Below are 19256 nucleotides of genomic sequence, written 5' to 3' on the forward strand. Positions count from 1 at the left end.
AGTCATAAGATTTACTAGACTTAAGCTGAAGAGGTGGACCGATGAAAACAGCGAAACCTAATGATATGTGCCCGGGCATGAAAAGGACTGGATTTCTGAAGGCAAGTGCCGTCTGCCTGCTGTTTTCCTGCCTGGTTTTTGCAGTCAGCGGGGCTGCTGCCTCTCTAGCCAATGAATATAGGGTTTTACCTGAATCTATCAGGGCTGCACTGTCCAATATGAAAGCAGAGGGGCTGTACCGGCTGATTGGCCTGGAGAATCACCATTTCCATGCGGCGCTGCCGGAAAAACCGTTGCATCCGCCTTTTTCCGGCCTAATATTCGAGCTGTCCACGAATATACGCCTGAATGACCTGCGCAGTCTGCTTGGAAGAGAAATGCCTGCCTTTCGAGGTTATGAAGGCGCACTCCTTACAGCAGGTGAAGGAACGAATAATCCCAATATGCCAATCGAATCCACGCCGCCAGTTGAAGTGCTGCGGGCCGAACAGGAAGCTTCCCTGCTAAATGGCGGCATGGCGGCGGGTATCAGTGAAGAAGCAAGGATGACGACCGGAGGCAAAAAGATCGTATATATTTATTTTTCGCATAATCGTGAATCTTTCCTTCCTTACTTGGATGGAGTGAAAGATATTAATCAGGCATTTCATCCTGAACAGAATATCACCAAAGTGGGGGACCGCCTGAAATCAGCCCTGGAGGCAAAGGGGATTGGCGCCGCGGTGGACAAGGCTGACATACAGGCTGACTTAAGCAGAAAAGGCTGGGGATATTCACAGTCATATGACCAGTCAAGAGAAGCCGTGGAAACTGCCCTGGCAGCTGATCATAATTTGGCTTATTTAATTGATATCCATCGGGATGCCAAAAGAAAAAGTGATACTACAAAAGAAATAGACGGTGTCAATTTTGCTAAAATCGCTTTTATCATTGGCGCAGAGCATAAAGGCTATGAGCAGAATCTCTCGTTTGCCAATCAGCTTCATAAACTTATGGAAAAAAAATATAAAGGCTTGAGCAGGGGAGCATTCATAAAGGAAGGAATCATGACGAACGGTAAATTCAATCAGGATTTGTCTGAACATGCAGTACTGGTTGAAATCGGAGGGGTGGACAATACGTTCGGGGAGCTTAACAGATCAGCTGAAGCTCTGGCAGAAGTGTTCAGTGAATATTACTGGCAGGCAGAGAAAGTGGATTCCTCCGGAAACATTCCTGCCGGCAAAGAATGAAAAAGGTGATTGCGATGAAAATGTTTATGGTAAAAGCTTTTCTTGCAGCAGCATTGATGTTCATTGCGGTCCTTTTCGGCATGCAGCATGCCAATGAGGGGACGAGGGCTATGAGAGGCTATGATGAGAAAGGGCTGAATCCTGCTTTCTCCATCAATGAAAGCAGCACAGGGGAGCTGGAGGCCTCCATACTCGGGGAGGACGTAACTTCACATGACCTGGAAAAGAGAAGAGAAAAGCTGGAGGAAATGAAGGCATATAATTTCTTCTCCTCTGCCGGCAGGAATCTTGCCGAAGGGCTTTCAAAGGCTGCAGACAGCGCCATACAGAAAGTTTCTGATCTGATAAAATAATAGGGAGAAATCGGCCATCCAGGGGGTGGCTGTTTTATTTTAGAGGACTGCTTGGTGCTTCCGCTTTTCCTTGAATGTTCCAACCCCTGCTGATATAATCAAAAATAGTGTATATGCGCGAGTATAGTAGGAGTGAACGCTATGAATAGAGAAGACAGACTAGAAAGACAATCGAAAACCCGGAATTTTTCAATCATTGCCCATATTGACCATGGGAAATCCACGCTGGCTGACAGGATTCTGGAAAGAACGAATGCCTTGACGGCGCGGGAAATGAAGGATCAGCTGCTCGATTCCATGGACCTGGAAAGGGAACGCGGGATAACAATAAAATTGAATTCTGTACAATTAAAATATAAGGCAAAGGATGGAGAGATTTATACCTTCCATCTGATTGACACCCCAGGGCACGTCGACTTTACTTATGAAGTGTCCCGAAGTCTTGCCGCATGTGAAGGAGCAGTGCTTGTGGTGGATGCTGCCCAAGGCATTGAAGCCCAAACTCTGGCAAATGTGTACCTTGCCATTGATAATGACCTTGAAATTGTACCGGTCATCAACAAAATCGACCTTCCAAGTGCAGATCCTGAACGGGTGCGCGGCGAAATCGAGGACGTCATCGGGCTTGATGCCAGTGAGGCCGTTTTGGCATCTGCAAAAGCAGGGATCGGAATTGAGGAGATTCTGGAACAAGTTGTTGAAAAGGTGCCTGCTCCGCAGGGAGACCCTGATGCCCCGCTGAAGGCGCTGATCTTTGACAGCCTTTATGATGCATACAGAGGCGTTGTCGCTTATATCAGGGTTGTTGAAGGAACAGTGAAGGTCGGCGATAAAGTAAAGATGATGGCGACCGGCAAAGAATTCGAAGTCACGGAGGTAGGTGTTTTCACGCCGAAATCAACTCCGCTGCCTGAGCTTTCTGTCGGTGACGTTGGCTTCCTGACTGCTGCGATCAAGAATGTCGGCGATACGCGTGTCGGCGATACGATCACAAGTGCGAAGAATGGCGCCGTTGAACCGCTTCCAGGCTACCGGAAGCTGAATCCAATGGTATACTGCGGCCTGTATCCGATTGACAGCGCCAGATTCAATGATTTGCGCGAAGCGCTTGAAAAGCTGGAGCTGAATGATTCTGCTCTTCAATTTGAGCCGGAAACTTCCCAGGCATTGGGCTTCGGATTCCGCTGCGGCTTCCTTGGACTGCTTCATATGGAAATCATCCAGGAACGCATTGAGCGGGAATTCAAGATTGACCTGATCACAACTGCACCAAGCGTTATCTACGATGTTGTCATGACTGACGGCACCCTGCTGAAAGTGGACAATCCTTCAGATATGCCTGATGCACAGAAAATTGACCGTGTCGAGGAGCCTTATGTAAAGGCGACGATGATGGCGCCAAATGATTATGTCGGTGCTATCATGGAGCTATGCCAGGAAAAACGCGGTATTTTCATTGATATGCAATATATGGATGAGACCCGTGTCAGCATTGTGTATGAAATTCCGCTTTCGGAAATTGTGTATGACTTTTTCGACCAGCTGAAATCCAGCACCAAAGGCTATGCCTCATTCGATTATGAGCTGATTGGCTATAAAGAATCCAAGCTTGTCAAAATGGACATCCTGCTTAACGCTGAAAAAGTTGATGCGCTAAGCTTTATCGTCCATAGAGATTTCGCTTATGAGCGCGGAAAAGTTATTGTAGAGAAACTGAAGGACCTGATTCCCCGCCAGCAGTTCGAGGTGCCGATCCAGGCTGCAATCGGACAAAAGATCGTTGCGCGTTCAACAATTAAAGCGATGAGGAAGAACGTATTGGCCAAATGTTACGGCGGAGATATTTCCCGGAAAAGAAAGCTGCTTGAAAAGCAGAAAGAAGGGAAAAAGCGCATGAAGCAGGTCGGCTCTGTCGAAGTTCCGCAGGAAGCATTCATGGCGGTCCTGAAAATGGACGATACAACCCCCAAAAAGTAACAGGCTCCAGGTTTGATTTGTTGCCGGAGGTTAGATATGCTTGCATACAAGCAGCTCTAGCCTCTTTTTTCATTGTTTAGGAAGGAATTTATAAATTGTAAGTCTTGTGGATCATTATCAATTCTTGATCAACGTCCAGCTCCAGTGCCTACCCCCTCGAGGTCACAAGCCAAACCTCCCAAAAAGGCAAAGAACGCCTTTCCGGGAGGTTCGTTTTGAGGCCCCCGGGATGGGGGTCATGCAGACGTTGCCACAGGACGTGGCGTTCTTAGTCTGCGTTCCTTAAGGGTGATCAAGGCGCTTGCGCTTTTGTTGAAAAAAGCATCTGCTCTTGAGCAAATTATTAAAGGTTGTGACGACGTATGATAAATGCGGCTTATATCCATATACCGTTTTGTGAACATATATGCCATTATTGTGATTTTAATAAAGTGTTTCTCAAAGGCCAGCCGGTCGATGAATATCTGCAGGCCCTTGAAAAAGAAATGGAATTGACCCTTCAAGGTCGTGCCTCAAGCCCTTTTCGTTCAATTTTTGTTGGCGGAGGCACTCCGACTGCCTTGGACGCACGCCAGCTTGAGATGCTGTGCACATCTATCAGAAAGCATATGCCACTGGAAGAAGGGGGAGAATTTACTTTCGAAGCGAACCCGGGCGATCTTTCTGAAGATAAGCTGAAGGCACTTTATGATGCCGGGGTGAACAGGCTGAGCTTTGGAGTCCAGACCTTCAATGAAGAATTGCTGAAGAGGATTGGAAGGACACACAGGGCCAAGGATGTGTTTGCATCAATTGAACTTGCGAAAAAAACAGGATTCACGAACATCAGCGTAGACCTTATATACAGTTTGCCGGGCCAGACCATTGCTGACTTCAAGGAAACGCTGGATACTGCCTTTACACTGGATATCCAGCACTATTCCGGCTACTCCCTGATCATAGAACCGAAGACGGTTTTTTATAATCTTATGAGAAAAGGAAAGCTTCCTTCTCCAGGTGAAGATGCAGAAGCGGCTATGTATGAGCTTCTTATGGAAAGGATGGAGCTGGAGGGCTTCAGGCAATACGAGATCAGCAATTTTGCGCTTCCCGGTTTTGAAAGCAGGCATAACCTGACATACTGGAATAATGAAGAGTATTATGGATTTGGAGCAGGAGCCCATGGCTATGCAGAGGGAAGCCGGAATGCTAATTACGGCCCGCTGAAAAAATATATGGAGCCGCTGTCGGAAAACAAACTTCCTGTTATGGAATCGCATATTGTGACAAAAGCTGAAATGATGGAAGAGGAAATGTTCCTGGGACTCAGAAAGGCAGAAGGTGTTGAAGTTTCCCGCTTTTTGGAGAAATTTGAAGAGGATCCGCTCCAGCTGTTTAAGAGCGAGCTGGAAAGGCTTCAGAAATCAGGGCTGATCGAAGCGGGCGGGAAGTCAATCCGCCTGACGCGGAAAGGGCGGCTTCTTGGGAATGAAGTATTTCAATCCTTTATCGGTGTAATCTAATGATTGACATCGCGCCTATAAATTTGATAATTTATTATTAGATTTAGCACTCGCTCTTGAAGAGTGCTAACAGAGGTGATAAACGTGTTAACAGATCGTCAATTATTGATTTTCCAGGTGATTGTTGATGATTTCATTCGGTCTGCCCAGCCAGTCGGTTCGAGAAGCCTGTCGAAAAAAGAAGAAATCTCTTTCAGTTCGGCAACAATCCGAAACGAAATGGCTGATTTAGAAGAATTGGGTTTTATCGAGAAAACACACACCTCTTCCGGAAGGGTTCCTTCTGAAAAAGGCTACCGCTATTATGTTGATCATCTATTATCACCCCAGAAGCTGAATCAGCAGGATATTTTCACAATCAAGTCCCTCTTTGCAGAGCGGATCTATGAGCTTGAAAAGATTGTGCAGAAATCTGCCAGAATCATGTCCGAACTGACGAGCTATACGTCAATTGTCCTTGGTCCTGCCGTAAAAGAAAACAAACTGAGAAAAATTCAGATTGTTCCTTTGAACAAGGATACGGCCATTGCCATCATTGTGACTGATACAGGGCATGTGGAAAACAAAATGTTCAGCATACCTGAGAATATCCATCCTGGGGAAATAGAAAAACTGGTCAATATCCTCAATGAGCGGCTAGCCGGTGTGCCTATAGATAATCTCAACGATAAAATCTATAAAGAAGTGGCTGTCCTGCTCAGGCAGCATGTTAATCACTATGATCTCCTGCTCTATTCTTTTGCCGACATACTGAAGCTGTCAGCGAATGAAAAGCTCTTTTTCGGAGGCAAGACGAACATGCTCAGCCAGCCGGAATTCCATGATATTGAGAAGATCAGGAATTTGATGAATATGATTGAGCAGGAAGAGAGCATTTATGATTTAATACGCAAAGACAAATCAGGAATCAATATTAAGATTGGCAGGGAGAATGAGAACTCGGCCATGGAAAACTGCAGCCTTATAACTGCTACCTATTCAATGGGTGCAGAGCAGCTGGGGACCATTGCAGTCCTTGGCCCGACGAGGATGGAATATTCCAGGGTGATCAGCCTGCTGCAGATCATCAGCACAGATCTCACTGACGTCCTGACGAAGCTGTATCAAAAAGGCTGACGCGGGTAATATTGATATGGGTGGAAGCTGTCTTCCATCCCTTTCATTGCGTTTAAATATTTATATCCAATCAGCGTCCTAGGCATGCAAGTCAGGCCAGGCATGCTTAACCTTTAAGGGAGGTGAACTAGTTGGCAGACAATAAGGACTTTTTAAAGGAAGAAGAACAGAAAGCAGCCGCTGCAGAAGAAAGCAATGAGCCGATTGAAGCAGTGTTTGGCGAATCAGCTGAAGCATCTGAAACTGGTGAAAATGGTGAAGAGCCATCAATGGGCCAGGAAGACTCCGCAGAGCTGAAGGCTGCGCATGAAAAAATTACTGAGCTTGAGGCTAAGCTGGGGGAAGCTGAAAACCGCTATCTCCGTCTTCAGGCAGATTTTGATAATTCCAGGCGCCGTGCAAAGCTTGATCAAGAGGCGGCTGAAAAATATAGAGCACAAAAACTGATTACTGAACTGCTTCCGGCCCTTGATAATTTTGAGAGAGCACTGAAAATGGAAACTGACAATGAGCAGGCCAAAACGCTCCAGCAGGGAATGGAAATGGTTTACCGCAGTCTGGCAGAGGCACTCAAAAAAGAAGGCGCCGAAGCAATCGAGGCTGTCGGAAAAGAATTTGACCCCCATCTGCACCAGGCTGTCATGCAGGTTGAAGACGAAAATTTCGCATCCAACACAGTTGTGGAAGAGTTCCAAAAAGGCTATATGCTAAAGGACAGGGTCATCCGTCCGGCAATGGTAAAAGTAAACCAATAATAAAACTACATATATCGGGAGGTAAGGAACATGAGCAAAATCATTGGCATTGACTTGGGTACTACAAACTCATGTGTATCCGTTCTAGAAGGCGGAGAGCCTAAAGTAATTCCGAATCCGGAAGGAAACCGTACAACTCCATCAGTTGTCGCATTTAAAAACGGCGAACGCCAGGTTGGCGAGGTAGCTAAGCGCCAATCCATTACAAATCCAAACACGATTATTTCTGTTAAACGCCATATGGGTACAGACCATAAAGTGGAAGCAGAAGGCAAGGAATATACGCCGCAGGAAATGTCTGCTATCATCCTTCAGTATCTTAAAGGCTATGCAGAAGATTATCTTGGTGAAAAGGTTGAGAAAGCTGTTATCACAGTTCCAGCATATTTCAATGATGCTGAACGCCAGGCGACAAAAGATGCAGGCAGGATTGCCGGCCTGGAAGTAGAGCGCATCATCAACGAGCCTACAGCAGCGGCTCTTGCATACGGTCTTGACAAAATGGACGAAGACCAGACAATCCTTGTTTATGACCTTGGCGGCGGTACATTTGATGTATCCATACTCGAACTTGGCGACGGAGTTTTTGAAGTTAAATCAACTGCCGGCGACAACCGTCTAGGAGGGGATGACTTCGACCAGGTAGTCATTGATTATCTAGTAGACCAGTTCAAGAAAGAAAACGGCATCGACCTTTCAAAAGACAAAATGGCGCTTCAGCGCTTGAAAGATGCAGCTGAAAAAGCGAAGAAAGATTTGTCCGGCGTCACTTCTACACAAATCTCCCTTCCGTTCATCACTGCAGGGGATGCAGGTCCTCTTCACCTGGAGGTTACACTGTCCAGAGCGAAGTTTGATGAACTGTCAGCGGGCCTTGTAGAACGTACAATGGGACCTACGCGCCAGGCGCTCAAAGATGCCGGCCTTTCTCCATCAGAAATCGATAAGGTCATCCTTGTCGGCGGTTCAACCCGTATTCCTGCAGTTCAGGAAGCAATCAAGAAGGAAGTTGGAAAAGACCCTCATAGAGGCGTGAACCCTGATGAAGTTGTTGCTATGGGCGCAGCGATCCAGGGCGGAGTCATTTCCGGAGATGTTAAAGATGTAGTCCTGTTGGATGTAACGCCATTATCACTGGGAATCGAAACAATGGGCAGTGTGTTCACGAAGCTGATCGAGCGCAACACAACAATCCCGACTTCCAAGTCCCAGGTATTCTCTACAGCGGCTGACAGCCAGACTGCTGTTGATATCCATGTGCTTCAGGGTGAACGCCCAATGGCAGCAGACAATAAAACACTTGGCCGCTTCCAGTTGACTGATATCCCGCCGGCACCGCGCGGCGTTCCTCAAATCGAAGTATCCTTCGATATTGACAAAAACGGCATCGTCAATGTACGCGCCAAAGATCTTGGAACAAACAAAGAGCAGACAATCACAATTAAATCTTCCACAGGCCTTTCTGACGATGAAATCCAGCAAATGGTCAGGGAAGCAGAAGAAAATGCAGAAGCAGATAAAAAGCGCAAAGAAGAAGTGGAGCTTCGCAATGAGGCAGACCAGCTCGTCTTCACTACAGAAAAGACTCTAAAGGATCTTGAAGGCAAGGTGGATGAAGCGGAAGTTGCGAAAGCGAACGAAGCTAAGGATGCATTGAAGGCAGCAATCGAAAAGAACGAGCTGGAAGAAATCCGCTCTGCGAAGGATGCCCTTCAGGAAATCGTCCAGAATCTTTCTATGAAGCTCTACGAAGAAGCAGCGAAGCAGGCACAGGCAGCCCAGGGTGCTGAAGGCCAAGGCGGAGATGACAATGTCGTTGACGCAGAATACGAAGAAGTAAACGACGACGACAAAAAATAATAGCAGGCAGCAGGATATAAAAGTCAAAGTCAGGTTTCACTTGGCTTTGGCTTTTTTTCTTTATCTGGAGCAGTGCACAGGCACAGCTGTTTAGCATGCGTTCCTTATTAGGGCAAGCGCCCTCCGCTTTTAGTTTGTTATTGCGCTTTTTCTTTGTAGAGTGATACAATAATCTTTATGTGAAATGACCGGGGAGTGTGAAATTCATGAGCAAACGGGATTATTATGAGGTCCTGGGGGTCAGCAAAAGTGCCAGCAAGGATGAAATAAAGAAATCCTACCGCAAGCTTTCAAAAAAGTATCATCCTGATATTAATAAAGAAGCGGATGCAGATGAGAAATTCAAGGAAGTAAAAGAAGCATACGAAGTTTTGAGTGATGATCAGAAGCGCGCCCATTATGACCAGTTTGGCCATACAGATCCCAACCAGGGCTTTGGGGGAGGAGATTTCGGAGGCGGCTTCGGCGGCTTCGAAGATATCTTCAGCACTTTCTTTGGAGGCGGCGGAAGGAGAAGAGATCCGAATGCACCAAGGCAGGGGGCCGATCTTCAATATACAATGTCTCTTTCCTTTGAAGAAGCGGTATTTGGAAAAGAAACTGATATTGAAATACCAAGGGAAGAAACATGCGAGACTTGCGACGGGTCAGGGGCCAAGCCTGGTACAAAGCCTGAGACATGCCGGCATTGCCATGGCTCAGGCCAGCTGAATGTTGAGCAGAATACGCCGTTTGGCAAGATTGTCAACAGAAGGGTATGCCAGTACTGCAGCGGAACAGGCAAAGAGATCAAAGAAAAATGCCAAACATGCGGCGGCTCAGGCAAAGTGACCAAGCGGAAGAAAATCCATGTGAAAATTCCTGCCGGCATTGATGACGGACAGCAGCTGCGCGTGACCGGACAGGGTGAACCCGGCATAAACGGCGGCCCTCCGGGAGACCTTTATGTAGTATTCCATGTCAGAGGACATGAATTCTTTGAACGTGAAGGCGACGATATTTATTGTGAAATGCCAATCACTTTTGTCCAGGCAGCCCTTGGGGATGAAATCGAGGTGCCGACCCTTCATGGGAAAGTGAAACTGAAGGTTCCTGCCGGGACGCAGACAGGCACCCGCTTCCGTCTGAAAGGAAAAGGCGTGCCGAATGTCAGAGGCTACGGAAATGGCGACCAGCACATACTTGTACGGATTGTCACACCGACAAAACTGACAGAAAAACAGAAGCAGCTCCTGCAGGAGTTTGGTGAAGTGAGCGGCCAAGTGCCGCAGGGTGAACAGGAAGAAAGCTTTTTTGCAAAGGTAAAAAGAGCCTTTAAGGGTGAATAAAGGAATGGGAGTTGGTAGAGAATGAAATGGTCAGAAATCAGCATTCATACAACGAATGAGGCGATTGAACCGATTTCAAACATTTTGCATGAAGCCGGAGCAAGCGGAGTAGTCATTGAGGACCCGTTTGACTTGATTAAAGACAGAGAAGATCAATTCGGTGAAATCTACCAGCTCAATCCCCAAGATTACCCAGAAGAAGGCGTTATTGTGAAAGCCTATCTTCCGGTCAACAGCTTCCTGGGCGAGACGGTCGATGAAATTAAGGAAGCCATCAATGGCCTTATCCTTTACAATATTGATATCGGGCTTAATAAAGTGACGATCAGTGAAGTGAACGAAGAGGAATGGGCTACTGCCTGGAAAAAATATTATAATCCTGTTAAAATATCTGAACGGTTCACCATTGTACCAACCTGGGAGGATTATACTCCTGTAAGCAGCGATGAATTGATTATCGAGCTTGATCCGGGCATGGCTTTTGGCACTGGAACACATCCGACGACAGTCATGTGCATCCAGGCGCTGGAGCGTACAGTGGCAAAAGGGGACAGAGTGGTTGACGTTGGAACAGGTTCAGGTGTGCTCAGCATTGCTGCTGCCATGCTTGGAGCGGAAAAAGTGGAAGCCCTTGATCTTGATGAAGTGGCTGTTAAGTCTGCAAGACTTAACATCAAGCTGAATAAGGTCCATGAGACCGTAAGTGTTTCGCAGAACAACCTGTTAAACGGAGTGCAGGAAGGGGCCGATGTCGTGGTTGCCAATATCCTGGCCGAGGTTATCCTGCGCTTTACCGATGATGTGGCCAAAACAGTGAAAAAAGGCGGATGCTTCATTGCATCAGGCATCATCCAGCAGAAAAAGCAGCAGGTCAAAGATGCAATCATCCAGGCCGGGTTCGAAATTGAAGAAATCCTGCAAATGGAAGACTGGGTTGCCATCATTGCCAGAAATAAATAAGACAAATATCTGACTGGGCGGGAAAAAACGGGAGTACTTGAAGCTGGGATACACCCCATGTCCTTCAAAGTCCCTTTTTTCCGTTTGGCGGATTGCAGCCATACGGCATTTGCAAATATGAAAGGTAGGCAGGTGCAGCCATGCAGCGTTATTTCACAGACCGGGATACAGAGGGAAAATTCAGCATAGCAGGCGACGACTTTCACCATATTACAAGGGTCATGCGCATGAAAGAAGGGGACAGTATTATTTGTGCGGTCCGCGGAGGCAGGAGTGCGGTATGCCGGATTGCAGAAATTACCGATGAACAAGTGATTGCGGAAGTAGTACAATGGAAGGAAGCGAGCTCAGAGCTTCCAATCAAAGCTGCAATAGCGAGCGGATTGCCTAAAGGGGATAAGCTCGAGCTGATCATCCAAAAGGGGACAGAGCTTGGAGCTTCAGTGTTTATCCCTTTTACTGCAGCCCGTTCGATTGTAAAATGGGATGAAAAGAAAGCGGGAAAGAAAACAGAACGCTGGCAGAAAATCGCCAAAGAAGCGGCCGAGCAGTCTCATAGAGACATGCAGCCTGATGTGCTGCAGCCTGTGAGCATGAAAGAGCTGATAGAACTTGGCGAGGTCTATGACCATAAAGTGATCGCCTATGAGGAAGATGCCAAAGATGGGGAAAGCTCTGCTTTTGCATCTCTTTTGGCTGGCATGGAAGAGGGGCAGTCCCTTCTCATGGTGTTTGGCCCGGAAGGCGGCTTTTCGGAAAAGGAAGCTGCACTTTTAAAGGACAATGGTTTTGTGTCATGCGGACTTGGCCCGAGGATATTGCGTACTGAAACAGCGCCGCTATATGCGCTTGCGGCTGTTTCTTATCATTTTGAACTAATGAGGTGAATACAATGGCAACAGTTGCTTTTCATACACTTGGATGTAAAGTGAACCATTATGAAACAGAAGCAATCTGGCAATTGTTTAAGCAAGAAGGCTACGAACGGACAGATTTTGAATCTGCTTCCGATGTATATATTATTAATACCTGCACAGTAACGAACACGGGCGATAAAAAAAGCCGCCAGGTCATCAGAAGGGCGATCAGGAAGAATCCTGATGCCGTTATCTGTGTAACGGGCTGCTACGCCCAGACCTCGCCTGCAGAAATCATGGCCATCCCTGGTGTGGACATCGTCGTGGGTACACAGGACAGGGTCAAGATGCTGGAGTATATTGAACAGTATAAACAAGAACGCCAGCCGATCAATGCGGTCGGGAATATTATGAAGAATCGTGTGTACGAAGAACTGGATGTACCTGCCTTCACGGACAGGACCCGCGCTTCCCTGAAGATACAGGAAGGGTGCAATAACTTCTGTACATTCTGCATCATCCCGTGGGCGCGGGGCTTGATGAGATCCCGCGATCCGCAGGAAGTCATCCGCCAGGCGCAGCAGCTCGTCGATGCCGGCTATAAGGAAATTGTCCTGACAGGCATCCACACAGGCGGCTATGGAGAAGACATGAAGGATTACAACCTTGCCATGCTGCTAAGGGATCTTGAGGCACAGGTAAAAGGCCTGAAGCGTCTGCGCATTTCCTCTATCGAAGCAAGCCAGATCACTGATGAAGTGATTGAGGTAATGGACAAGTCCGAAGTGGTCGTAAGACACCTGCATATACCTCTGCAGTCAGGCTCTAATACTGTACTTAAGAGGATGAGAAGAAAGTACACAATGGAATTCTTTGCCGAGCGTCTGGACCGCCTAAAAGAGGCGCTTCCCGGCCTTGCCGTCACATCTGACGTTATTGTCGGCTTCCCTGGTGAAACTGAGGAAGAGTTCATGGAAACGTACAATTTTATCAAAGAGCATAAATTCTCTGAGCTGCATGTATTCCCTTACTCAAAAAGGACCGGTACACCTGCAGCCCGGATGGAAGACCAGATTGATGAGGAAGTCAAGAATGAGCGGGTGCACCGCCTTATTTCCCTTTCCGATCAGCTGGCAAAGGAATATGCATCACAGTTTGAAAATGAGGTGCTTGAAGTCATTCCTGAGGAAATTTACAAGGAAGATCCTGAGAGCGGCCTTTATGTCGGATATACTGACAATTACCTGAAAGTCGTATTCCCTGCATCAGAAGAGATGATAGGGAAAATCGTAAAAGTTAAGATATCCAAGGCAGGCTATCCTTATAATGAAGGACAGTTTGTCCGGGTCATTGATGAGGATGCAGTTTTCGAGGAAGCTGCAGTCTAAGCAGACTAATGAGGAATGGGGAGTCTCCCATTCCTTTTTTATGCCAAAAACTGATTGGGACAGTCCTTCACATACATATTTCCCCTTCAAAATTTAAAAAATAAAAAGGTTTAAAGAAAACGATTGCAAAAAACTATGAAAACCTGTAATTTGAGGTACATTTTTCGGAAAGACAATGGTATGATGTAGAGGTACGGACAACTTGTTTGTTTGAAAGGAGAACCATTGATATGGCAACCAATGTAGCAAAAATGATCGATCATACATTATTGAAAGCGGATGCGACAAAAGAACAGATTGAGGTGCTTTGTTCAGAAGCTAAAGAATACAGTTTCGCGTCTGTCTGTGTTAACCCTGCGTGGGTCAGCTACGCGAGTGAACTGCTGAAGGGGTCAGGCGTAGATGTCTGCACTGTCATCGGCTTCCCGCTGGGGGCGTCAACTTCTGAGGTAAAAGCATTTGAGACTAATAATGCCATTGAAAACGGCGCAACTGAAGTAGATATGGTCATTAATATCGGCGCATTAAAGAGCGGCAGCAGTGATCTTGTAGAAGCTGATATCCGTGCAGTCGTTGAGGCGGCAAAAGGGAAGGCACTTACAAAGGTTATTATTGAAACATCCCTCCTTACAGAGGATGAGAAGGTCCTGGCATGTGAGCTGGCTGTGAAAGCTGGTACTGATTTTGTAAAAACTTCTACAGGCTTCTCTACCGGCGGCGCAACCGTTGAAGATATCAGGCTGATGAGAAAAACAGTCGGTCCTGAGATCGGTGTTAAAGCATCAGGCGGTGTCCGCAGCACAGAGGATGCCCAGCAGATGATCGAGGCAGGAGCTACAAGAATCGGCGCAAGCTCCGGTGTGGCAATTGTTAATGGATTAACGGGCGATTCGGATTATTAATTGCTAATAAAAATGACAGGACAGCCTCCAGCGCTGGTGCCTGTCTTTTTTTTATCTGCTATGGAACTTCATAATGAACTTTCCAAACTGTTCAGCAAAAGGAAGAACCATTAAAGAAGTCAGCACATTGAATAGCACACTCACATGTGCCAGCTGAACATCCGGCTCGGCAGCTGCCCATTCACCAAATGAGGCAAGGAAGCCTGTGAAAGGGAGGAATAGGGCTGCCCCTGCAATATTCAGCCAAATATGTGCAAAGGCAGTAAGGCGTGCCTCCTTCCCTGCACCAATGGATGCAAGGTAGGCAGTAAGGCAGGTCCCGATATTGGCTCCGAGCATGAAAGCTATGCCTGTATCCAGTTCTATGATCCCGCCGTTCAGAAACCCCATGATAATCCCTACTGCGGCTGTGCTGGATTGGATGATGGCTGTCAGCACCATGCCAACTGCTGCCCCAGTGAGATGGCTGTTCTCCATAAACTCGAGAATACCGGTCAGAAATGGGACACCCTTCAGCGGGGAAGCAAGAAATTCAAAGCCTTTCATGGAGGAAAGAACAATGGAGATGCCAAGGACTCCCATGCCGATATGCTTCAGTGCCTTTCTTCCAAATAAGATGAGGAAGGACCCGGCTGCTGCCAAGGGGATGATGAGAGACTCGATATTGAAAGTGATGAATTCTGTCGTAAAAGTAGTTCCTATATTTGTCCCCAGGATGATGCCGATCGATTGGGGAAAGGTCAGGATTCGGGCGGAAATCAGGCCGATCGTCAGTACCATGACAGCAGAGCTGCTTTGCAGGACAGCTGTAATCAGGATTCCGGCAAGCATTCCCTGCCAGGGAAGATGGGTGTAAGCGGCGATCTTCCGCTTGAATGAATCACCGGACAGTCCGAATAATCCTGATCTTAACAGGGTCATTCCATATATGAAAAAGATAATCAAGAATAAAAAGAGGCAAATCAGCAGCATATTTCTCACTCCTTCATTTAAACTCTATGAAGGAGCGGGACTGGACATGCCTGGAGAATAGGGTTTAATTTCACCGCTTTTATGGTAAATTATATTTAAGGAGACAGAGCCTGCAAAAAAAACTGCACCTGCCCGTGATGAATTACAGTTGACCTTGTATCACTGTTATATTATAATTGCAAGGTACATGGAAATCTATGTTTCTGATGTAAGTGTGTTGTGCTCGGAGGGAGGGAAAGAGAATGTCTAAAACAGTCGTTAAAAAGAACGAATCGCTTGAAGATGCTCTTCGTCGCTTCAAACGTTCTGTATCTAAAACAGGTACTTTACAAGAGGCGAGAAAGCGCGAATTCTACGAAAAACCTAGTGTAAAGCGCAAGAAGAAGTCCGAAGCTGCTAGAAAACGTAAGTTCTAAGAGAGGGTGTATCAACTATGAGTCTTCTCGAGCGTTTAAATGATGATATGAAACAAGCGATGAAAAACAAAGAAAAAGATAAACTCACTGTCATTCGGATGATTAAAGCATCTCTGCAGAATGAAGCCATCAAGCTTGGCGGAGAGCTTAACGAAGAGCAGGAGTTAACTGTCCTTTCTCGCGAAGTGAAACAACGCAAGGACTCCCTCCATGAATTTGAAAAAGCAGGTCGTGAAGACCTTGTTGAAAAATTGCGGAACGAATTAGTATTCGTCGAGCTATATATGCCCAAGCAGCTGTCTGAAGATGAAGTATCAAAGATTGTCCAGGAGACAATTGAAGAAACTGGAGCATCAGGAAAAGCCGATATGGGAAAAGTGATGTCTGCCATTATGCCTAAAGTAAAAGGCAAAGCGGACGGCTCACTTGTAAATAAACTTGTACAACAACACCTTTCATGAAAAAGTATGCCAAAAGACCGCAAGCATCTGCCTGCGGTCTTTTTATTGCATAAATGCGGCATGCGGCAATAATTTTCTGGGTACGTATGGAAGGTGTATCGCTGTTTAAAACTACTACATAGGAAATAAAGGCAAAAACAGAAAATGTGCTAAAAATGAATCTTTTTTCTTTTTGAAACGTAAGTAAAAGGAGATTGACTTTTGTTTGTGAAAGGAGGAGGAAATGGTGGCTCTCAGAAGGGCAGTCACTCTGCTGGCGTTTTTAGGTATCCTGCTGATTATGCTGATTCCCGAAAAAGGGAATGCTGATAATGAAGTGGTATACGTTGTCCCCATTGAAGAAACAGTGGAAAAGGGCCTTTATGCATTTCTGAACAGGGCTGTCAGTACAGCTGAAGAGAACGGGGCTTCTGCCATAATCTTTGAAATGGATACACCTGGAGGCGCAGTTGATGCTGCCGGGAAAATAGGCAAGCTGCTCGCGGAAACAGAATTGAAAACTGTGTCATTTGTCAATAATCAGGCCCTATCGGCCGGTGCCTATATCTCTTTGAATATGGATGAAATATATATGGTTCCGGGAGCTGTAATGGGCTCTGCTGCCATTATCGACCAATCAGGGAACACCGCAGGAAAGAAAGCCGAATCCTATTGGCTGAGTGCCATGAAGAGTGCTGCTAACCAGTCGGGCAGGGATCAGGAGATAGCACTGGCAATGGCGGATGAGTCGGTTGATCTGCCTGAATATGGCGCCCCAAAAGGGAAGCTTCTCACTTTGACATCTGAACAGGCAGAACAGGCTGGTTATTCTGAAGGGACGGTTTCTTCTCTTGATGAACTGCTGGAAACTCTTGGCTATTCAGGGGCAGAGGTCAGGAGCCTTGATGAAAGCTTTGCAGAGAAAATAGCCCGTTTTATCACCCATCCGGTTGTCGTGCCGATTCTCTTGTCCGTCGGCAGCCTGGGCCTTGTGCTTGAGCTTTACTCGCCGGGATTCGGCATCCCGGGATCTATGGGACTTGCTGCCCTCCTGCTGTTTTTTTACGGGCATATGGTTGCAGGCCTGGCAGGGTATGAGTCCATCGTTTTGTTTGTGGTCGGCCTGGGGCTGATTATACTGGAGTTTTTCCTTCCAGGAGGGATTGCCGGGGCAATAGGCCTTGTTTCGGTTGTTGGAAGCTTGTTTCTTGCAACTGATAACGTTGTCCATACGGCCGTTTCCATTTTAATTGCCATTGGCATTTCCATTTTGGCATCCATCTTAATGATAAAGGTGTTTGGTAAAAAAATGAAATTCTTCAGGAAGATTATATTGAGCGATTCGACAAGCACTGAGAAAGGGTATGTCTCAAACAAGACGCGTGCAGAGCTTATCGGGCTTGAAGGCTATACTTTAACCGCCTTGAGGCCGGCCGGGACGGCTGTGCTCGAGGATGAGCGGATAGATGTTGTCAGCGAAGGCGGCTTTATCCAGAAAGGGGCCAGGATAAGGGTCGTAAAAGCAGAAGGCTCCCGAATTGTTGTTAGGGAAATGCTTAATATGGATAAAAAAGCTGATCAATGAATGGATTCCCGTGAAACAAGGGAAGACAAATAGATTTTAAGGAGGAACAAAATGTTAGGAGAAGGAACTGTATTTATTTTAGTGGCCGTGGTTCTGGCGGTTATTCTGCTGGCGGTGCTGTTTACTTTCGTGCCAGTGGCACTGTGGATTTCCGCCCTGGCGGCAGGCGTCAGGGTCAGCATTTTCACATTGATTGGGATGAGGCTCCGCCGGGTCATCCCGAATAGGGTCATCAATCCATTGATTAAAGCCCATAAAGCGGGTCTGGAAGTTACAACAAACCAGCTTGAGAGCCATTATCTAGCTGGAGGTAATGTGGATAGGGTTGTCAACGCACTGATAGCCGCACACAGGGCCAATATTGAATTGAGCTTTGAGAGAACTGCTGCCATCGACCTTGCGGGACGTGACGTTCTTGAAGCCGTTCAGATGAGCGTCAATCCTAAGGTGATTGAAACACCGTTCATTGCCGGTGTGGCAATGGATGGCATAGAAGTCAAAGCAAAAGCGCGGATCACGGTCCGGGCAAATATCGAGCGTCTTGTAGGGGGAGCCGGGGAAGAAACAATTGTAGCCCGTGTAGGCGAAGGGATTGTTTCCACTATAGGTTCTTCTGATAATCATAAGAAAGTACTTGAAAACCCTGACATGATCTCTCAGACAGTCCTGTCCAAGGGCCTTGATGCAGGCACGGCATTCGAAATTCTGTCCATTGATATTGCGGATGTTGACATCGGCAAGAATATCGGTGCCGAGCTTCAGACTGAGCAGGCGGAAGCAGATAAAAAGATCGCACAGGCTAAGGCTGAGGAAAGGCGTGCAATGGCCGTTGCCCAAGAGCAGGAAATGAAAGCAAAAGTAGAAGAAATGAGGGCAAAGGTTGTCGAAGCAGAAGCCAAAGTCCCTCTTGCCATGTCAGAAGCTCTCCGGTCAGGGAATCTTGGAGTGATGGATTACATGAACATCCAGAATATATCTGCCGATACGGATATGAGGGGTTCAATTGGACGAACGACAGATCCAGGCATGGACGGGAAAAATAATGACTAATTAGCCGGGAATATGCTGGGAAAGGAGGATTCTCCTTGGAATTCTTATTGGAAAACCCATTTATTCTAGTTGTACTGATCGGCATCATCTCCTCACTTTTCAGCAAGGCGAAACGCGGCAGCAGTTCTGGTCCAGTACAGCAGCCGGGGAATGTGGAGCTGGAATCGGGCCCATACGAGGATGCTGGATATGAGCCTGAGGAAAAAGCGGCTGCGCCGGTTCAGAAAGCAGGACGGCAAGCTTCCGAAAGCATGGAGTCTTATTACCAGGAAAGAAAAGAGCAGGCGGAAGAACGTGCAAGGAGGCTTTCTGAAAGGCAGGATCTGCTGGAAAGAAGGGTTCAGAATGCGCGCAGCGCTGCTGGAAACCCTGAGAAGAGCAAGAGTGCTGAACCTGCCGGAAGGGCTGCTGTAAGCCGGGAGAAGCTTGCGGACGCAATAGTCTGGTCAGAAATCCTGGGTCCGCCACGCTCCAAGAACCCGCGCAGGCTGCACAGACGCTGAACAGGCGGCATTAACGAATAAAAAGAGTGCTAGAACCCCCTTCCATCTCATACATATGAG

18 protein-coding genes are annotated in these 19256 nt (G+C 47.0%); 17 read left to right on the forward strand and 1 reads right to left on the reverse strand.

Annotated features, from left to right (window positions below):
- Nucleotides 1–41: 41 nt before the first annotated feature.
- The 12 genes from spoIIP (at nt 42) to deoC (ending at nt 14230) form a co-directional block, all read left to right on the forward strand.
- Entirely contained in the window at nt 42–1232 is a 1191-nt protein-coding gene (spoIIP, locus tag ACQCVH_RS02020) for a stage II sporulation protein P (RefSeq protein ID WP_426834221.1), read from the forward strand.
- Nucleotides 1233–1246: 14 nt separating this feature from the next.
- Nucleotides 1247–1585: a YqxA family protein gene (locus ACQCVH_RS02025; protein ID WP_426834222.1), complete on the forward strand. Its 339-nt coding sequence runs from the start codon at nt 1247–1249 to the stop codon at nt 1583–1585.
- A gap of 141 nt (nt 1586–1726) precedes the next feature.
- Nucleotides 1727–3562, forward strand: coding sequence for a translation elongation factor 4 (lepA, locus tag ACQCVH_RS02030; RefSeq protein WP_426834223.1), 1836 nt, complete (start codon nt 1727–1729; stop codon nt 3560–3562).
- 362 nt (nt 3563–3924) lie between these two features.
- Nucleotides 3925–5064 (forward strand): radical SAM family heme chaperone HemW, encoded by a 1140-nt coding sequence (hemW, locus tag ACQCVH_RS02035; RefSeq protein WP_426834224.1) that lies wholly within the window; start codon nt 3925–3927, stop codon nt 5062–5064.
- Nucleotides 5065–5148: 84 nt separating this feature from the next.
- A complete protein-coding gene (gene hrcA, locus ACQCVH_RS02040) occupies nt 5149–6180 on the forward strand; it encodes a heat-inducible transcriptional repressor HrcA (protein ID WP_426834225.1) in 1032 nt (343 codons plus the stop codon).
- Nucleotides 6181–6311: 131 nt separating this feature from the next.
- Nucleotides 6312–6935: a nucleotide exchange factor GrpE gene (grpE, locus tag ACQCVH_RS02045; RefSeq protein ID WP_426834227.1), complete on the forward strand. Its 624-nt coding sequence runs from the start codon at nt 6312–6314 to the stop codon at nt 6933–6935.
- A 30-nt stretch (nt 6936–6965) separates the two neighbouring features.
- Nucleotides 6966–8795, forward strand: coding sequence for a molecular chaperone DnaK (gene dnaK, locus ACQCVH_RS02050; protein WP_426834228.1), 1830 nt, complete (start codon nt 6966–6968; stop codon nt 8793–8795).
- 206 nt (nt 8796–9001) lie between these two features.
- Nucleotides 9002–10123: a molecular chaperone DnaJ gene (gene dnaJ, locus ACQCVH_RS02055; protein ID WP_426834229.1), complete on the forward strand. Its 1122-nt coding sequence runs from the start codon at nt 9002–9004 to the stop codon at nt 10121–10123.
- A gap of 21 nt (nt 10124–10144) precedes the next feature.
- Entirely contained in the window at nt 10145–11083 is a 939-nt protein-coding gene (prmA, locus tag ACQCVH_RS02060; RefSeq protein WP_426834230.1) for a 50S ribosomal protein L11 methyltransferase, read from the forward strand.
- Between the two features lie 140 nt (nt 11084–11223).
- Entirely contained in the window at nt 11224–11970 is a 747-nt protein-coding gene (locus ACQCVH_RS02065) for a 16S rRNA (uracil(1498)-N(3))-methyltransferase (protein WP_426834231.1), read from the forward strand.
- Between the two features lie 5 nt (nt 11971–11975).
- Complete coding sequence (gene mtaB, locus ACQCVH_RS02070; protein ID WP_426834232.1) at nt 11976–13328, forward strand: tRNA (N(6)-L-threonylcarbamoyladenosine(37)-C(2))-methylthiotransferase MtaB; 1353 nt, start codon at nt 11976–11978, stop codon at nt 13326–13328.
- A gap of 230 nt (nt 13329–13558) precedes the next feature.
- On the forward strand, nt 13559–14230 hold the full coding sequence (gene deoC, locus ACQCVH_RS02075) for a deoxyribose-phosphate aldolase (protein ID WP_426834233.1): 672 nt from the start codon (nt 13559–13561) through the stop codon (nt 14228–14230).
- 51 nt (nt 14231–14281) lie between these two features.
- On the opposite strand, the gene ACQCVH_RS02080 is transcribed toward deoC, so the two are convergent.
- Nucleotides 14282–15202: a Na/Pi symporter gene (locus ACQCVH_RS02080; protein ID WP_426834234.1), complete on the reverse strand. Its 921-nt coding sequence runs from the start codon at nt 15200–15202 to the stop codon at nt 14282–14284.
- A gap of 242 nt (nt 15203–15444) precedes the next feature.
- On the opposite strand from ACQCVH_RS02080, the gene rpsU reads away from it, so the two are divergent.
- The 5 genes from rpsU to ACQCVH_RS02105 all read left to right on the forward strand — a co-directional run bounded on the left by rpsU (nt 15445) and on the right by ACQCVH_RS02105 (nt 19196).
- Nucleotides 15445–15618 (forward strand): 30S ribosomal protein S21, encoded by a 174-nt coding sequence (rpsU, locus tag ACQCVH_RS02085; RefSeq protein WP_009791389.1) that lies wholly within the window; start codon nt 15445–15447, stop codon nt 15616–15618.
- Between the two features lie 17 nt (nt 15619–15635).
- A complete protein-coding gene (locus ACQCVH_RS02090) occupies nt 15636–16079 on the forward strand; it encodes a GatB/YqeY domain-containing protein (protein WP_148976513.1) in 444 nt (147 codons plus the stop codon).
- Nucleotides 16080–16302: 223 nt separating this feature from the next.
- A complete protein-coding gene (locus ACQCVH_RS02095) occupies nt 16303–17643 on the forward strand; it encodes an NfeD family protein (protein WP_426834235.1) in 1341 nt (446 codons plus the stop codon).
- Between the two features lie 51 nt (nt 17644–17694).
- Entirely contained in the window at nt 17695–18693 is a 999-nt protein-coding gene (gene floA, locus ACQCVH_RS02100) for a flotillin-like protein FloA (protein WP_224898926.1), read from the forward strand.
- Between the two features lie 35 nt (nt 18694–18728).
- Nucleotides 18729–19196: a hypothetical protein gene (locus ACQCVH_RS02105; RefSeq protein ID WP_426834236.1), complete on the forward strand. Its 468-nt coding sequence runs from the start codon at nt 18729–18731 to the stop codon at nt 19194–19196.
- Nucleotides 19197–19256: the final 60 nt, after the last annotated feature.

It is taken from the genome of Bacillus infantis (assembly GCF_050107595.1).
GTDB lineage: Bacteria > Bacillota > Bacilli > Bacillales > Cytobacillaceae > Bacillus_AB > Bacillus_AB infantis_C.

Bases quoted from the DNA above. Each gene is read 5' to 3' on its own strand.
- spoIIP (WP_426834221.1), top strand. From the start codon at position 42: ATGAAAACAGCGAAACCTAATGATATGTGCCCGGGCATGAAAAGGACT.
- ACQCVH_RS02025 (WP_426834222.1), top strand. From the start codon at position 1,247: ATGAAAATGTTTATGGTAAAAGCTTTTCTTGCAGCAGCATTGATGTTC.
- lepA (WP_426834223.1), top strand. From the start codon at position 1,727: ATGAATAGAGAAGACAGACTAGAAAGACAATCGAAAACCCGGAATTTT.
- hemW (WP_426834224.1), top strand. From the start codon at position 3,925: ATGATAAATGCGGCTTATATCCATATACCGTTTTGTGAACATATATGC.
- dnaK (WP_426834228.1), top strand. From the start codon at position 6,966: ATGAGCAAAATCATTGGCATTGACTTGGGTACTACAAACTCATGTGTA.
- dnaJ (WP_426834229.1), top strand. From the start codon at position 9,002: ATGAGCAAACGGGATTATTATGAGGTCCTGGGGGTCAGCAAAAGTGCC.
- prmA (WP_426834230.1), top strand. From the start codon at position 10,145: ATGAAATGGTCAGAAATCAGCATTCATACAACGAATGAGGCGATTGAA.
- ACQCVH_RS02065 (WP_426834231.1), top strand. From the start codon at position 11,224: ATGCAGCGTTATTTCACAGACCGGGATACAGAGGGAAAATTCAGCATA.
- mtaB (WP_426834232.1), top strand. From the start codon at position 11,976: ATGGCAACAGTTGCTTTTCATACACTTGGATGTAAAGTGAACCATTAT.
- deoC (WP_426834233.1), top strand. From the start codon at position 13,559: ATGGCAACCAATGTAGCAAAAATGATCGATCATACATTATTGAAAGCG.
- ACQCVH_RS02080 (WP_426834234.1), bottom strand. From the start codon at position 15,202: ATGCTGCTGATTTGCCTCTTTTTATTCTTGATTATCTTTTTCATATAT.
- rpsU (WP_009791389.1), top strand. From the start codon at position 15,445: ATGTCTAAAACAGTCGTTAAAAAGAACGAATCGCTTGAAGATGCTCTT.
- ACQCVH_RS02090 (WP_148976513.1), top strand. From the start codon at position 15,636: ATGAGTCTTCTCGAGCGTTTAAATGATGATATGAAACAAGCGATGAAA.
- ACQCVH_RS02095 (WP_426834235.1), top strand. From the start codon at position 16,303: ATGGTGGCTCTCAGAAGGGCAGTCACTCTGCTGGCGTTTTTAGGTATC.
- floA (WP_224898926.1), top strand. From the start codon at position 17,695: ATGTTAGGAGAAGGAACTGTATTTATTTTAGTGGCCGTGGTTCTGGCG.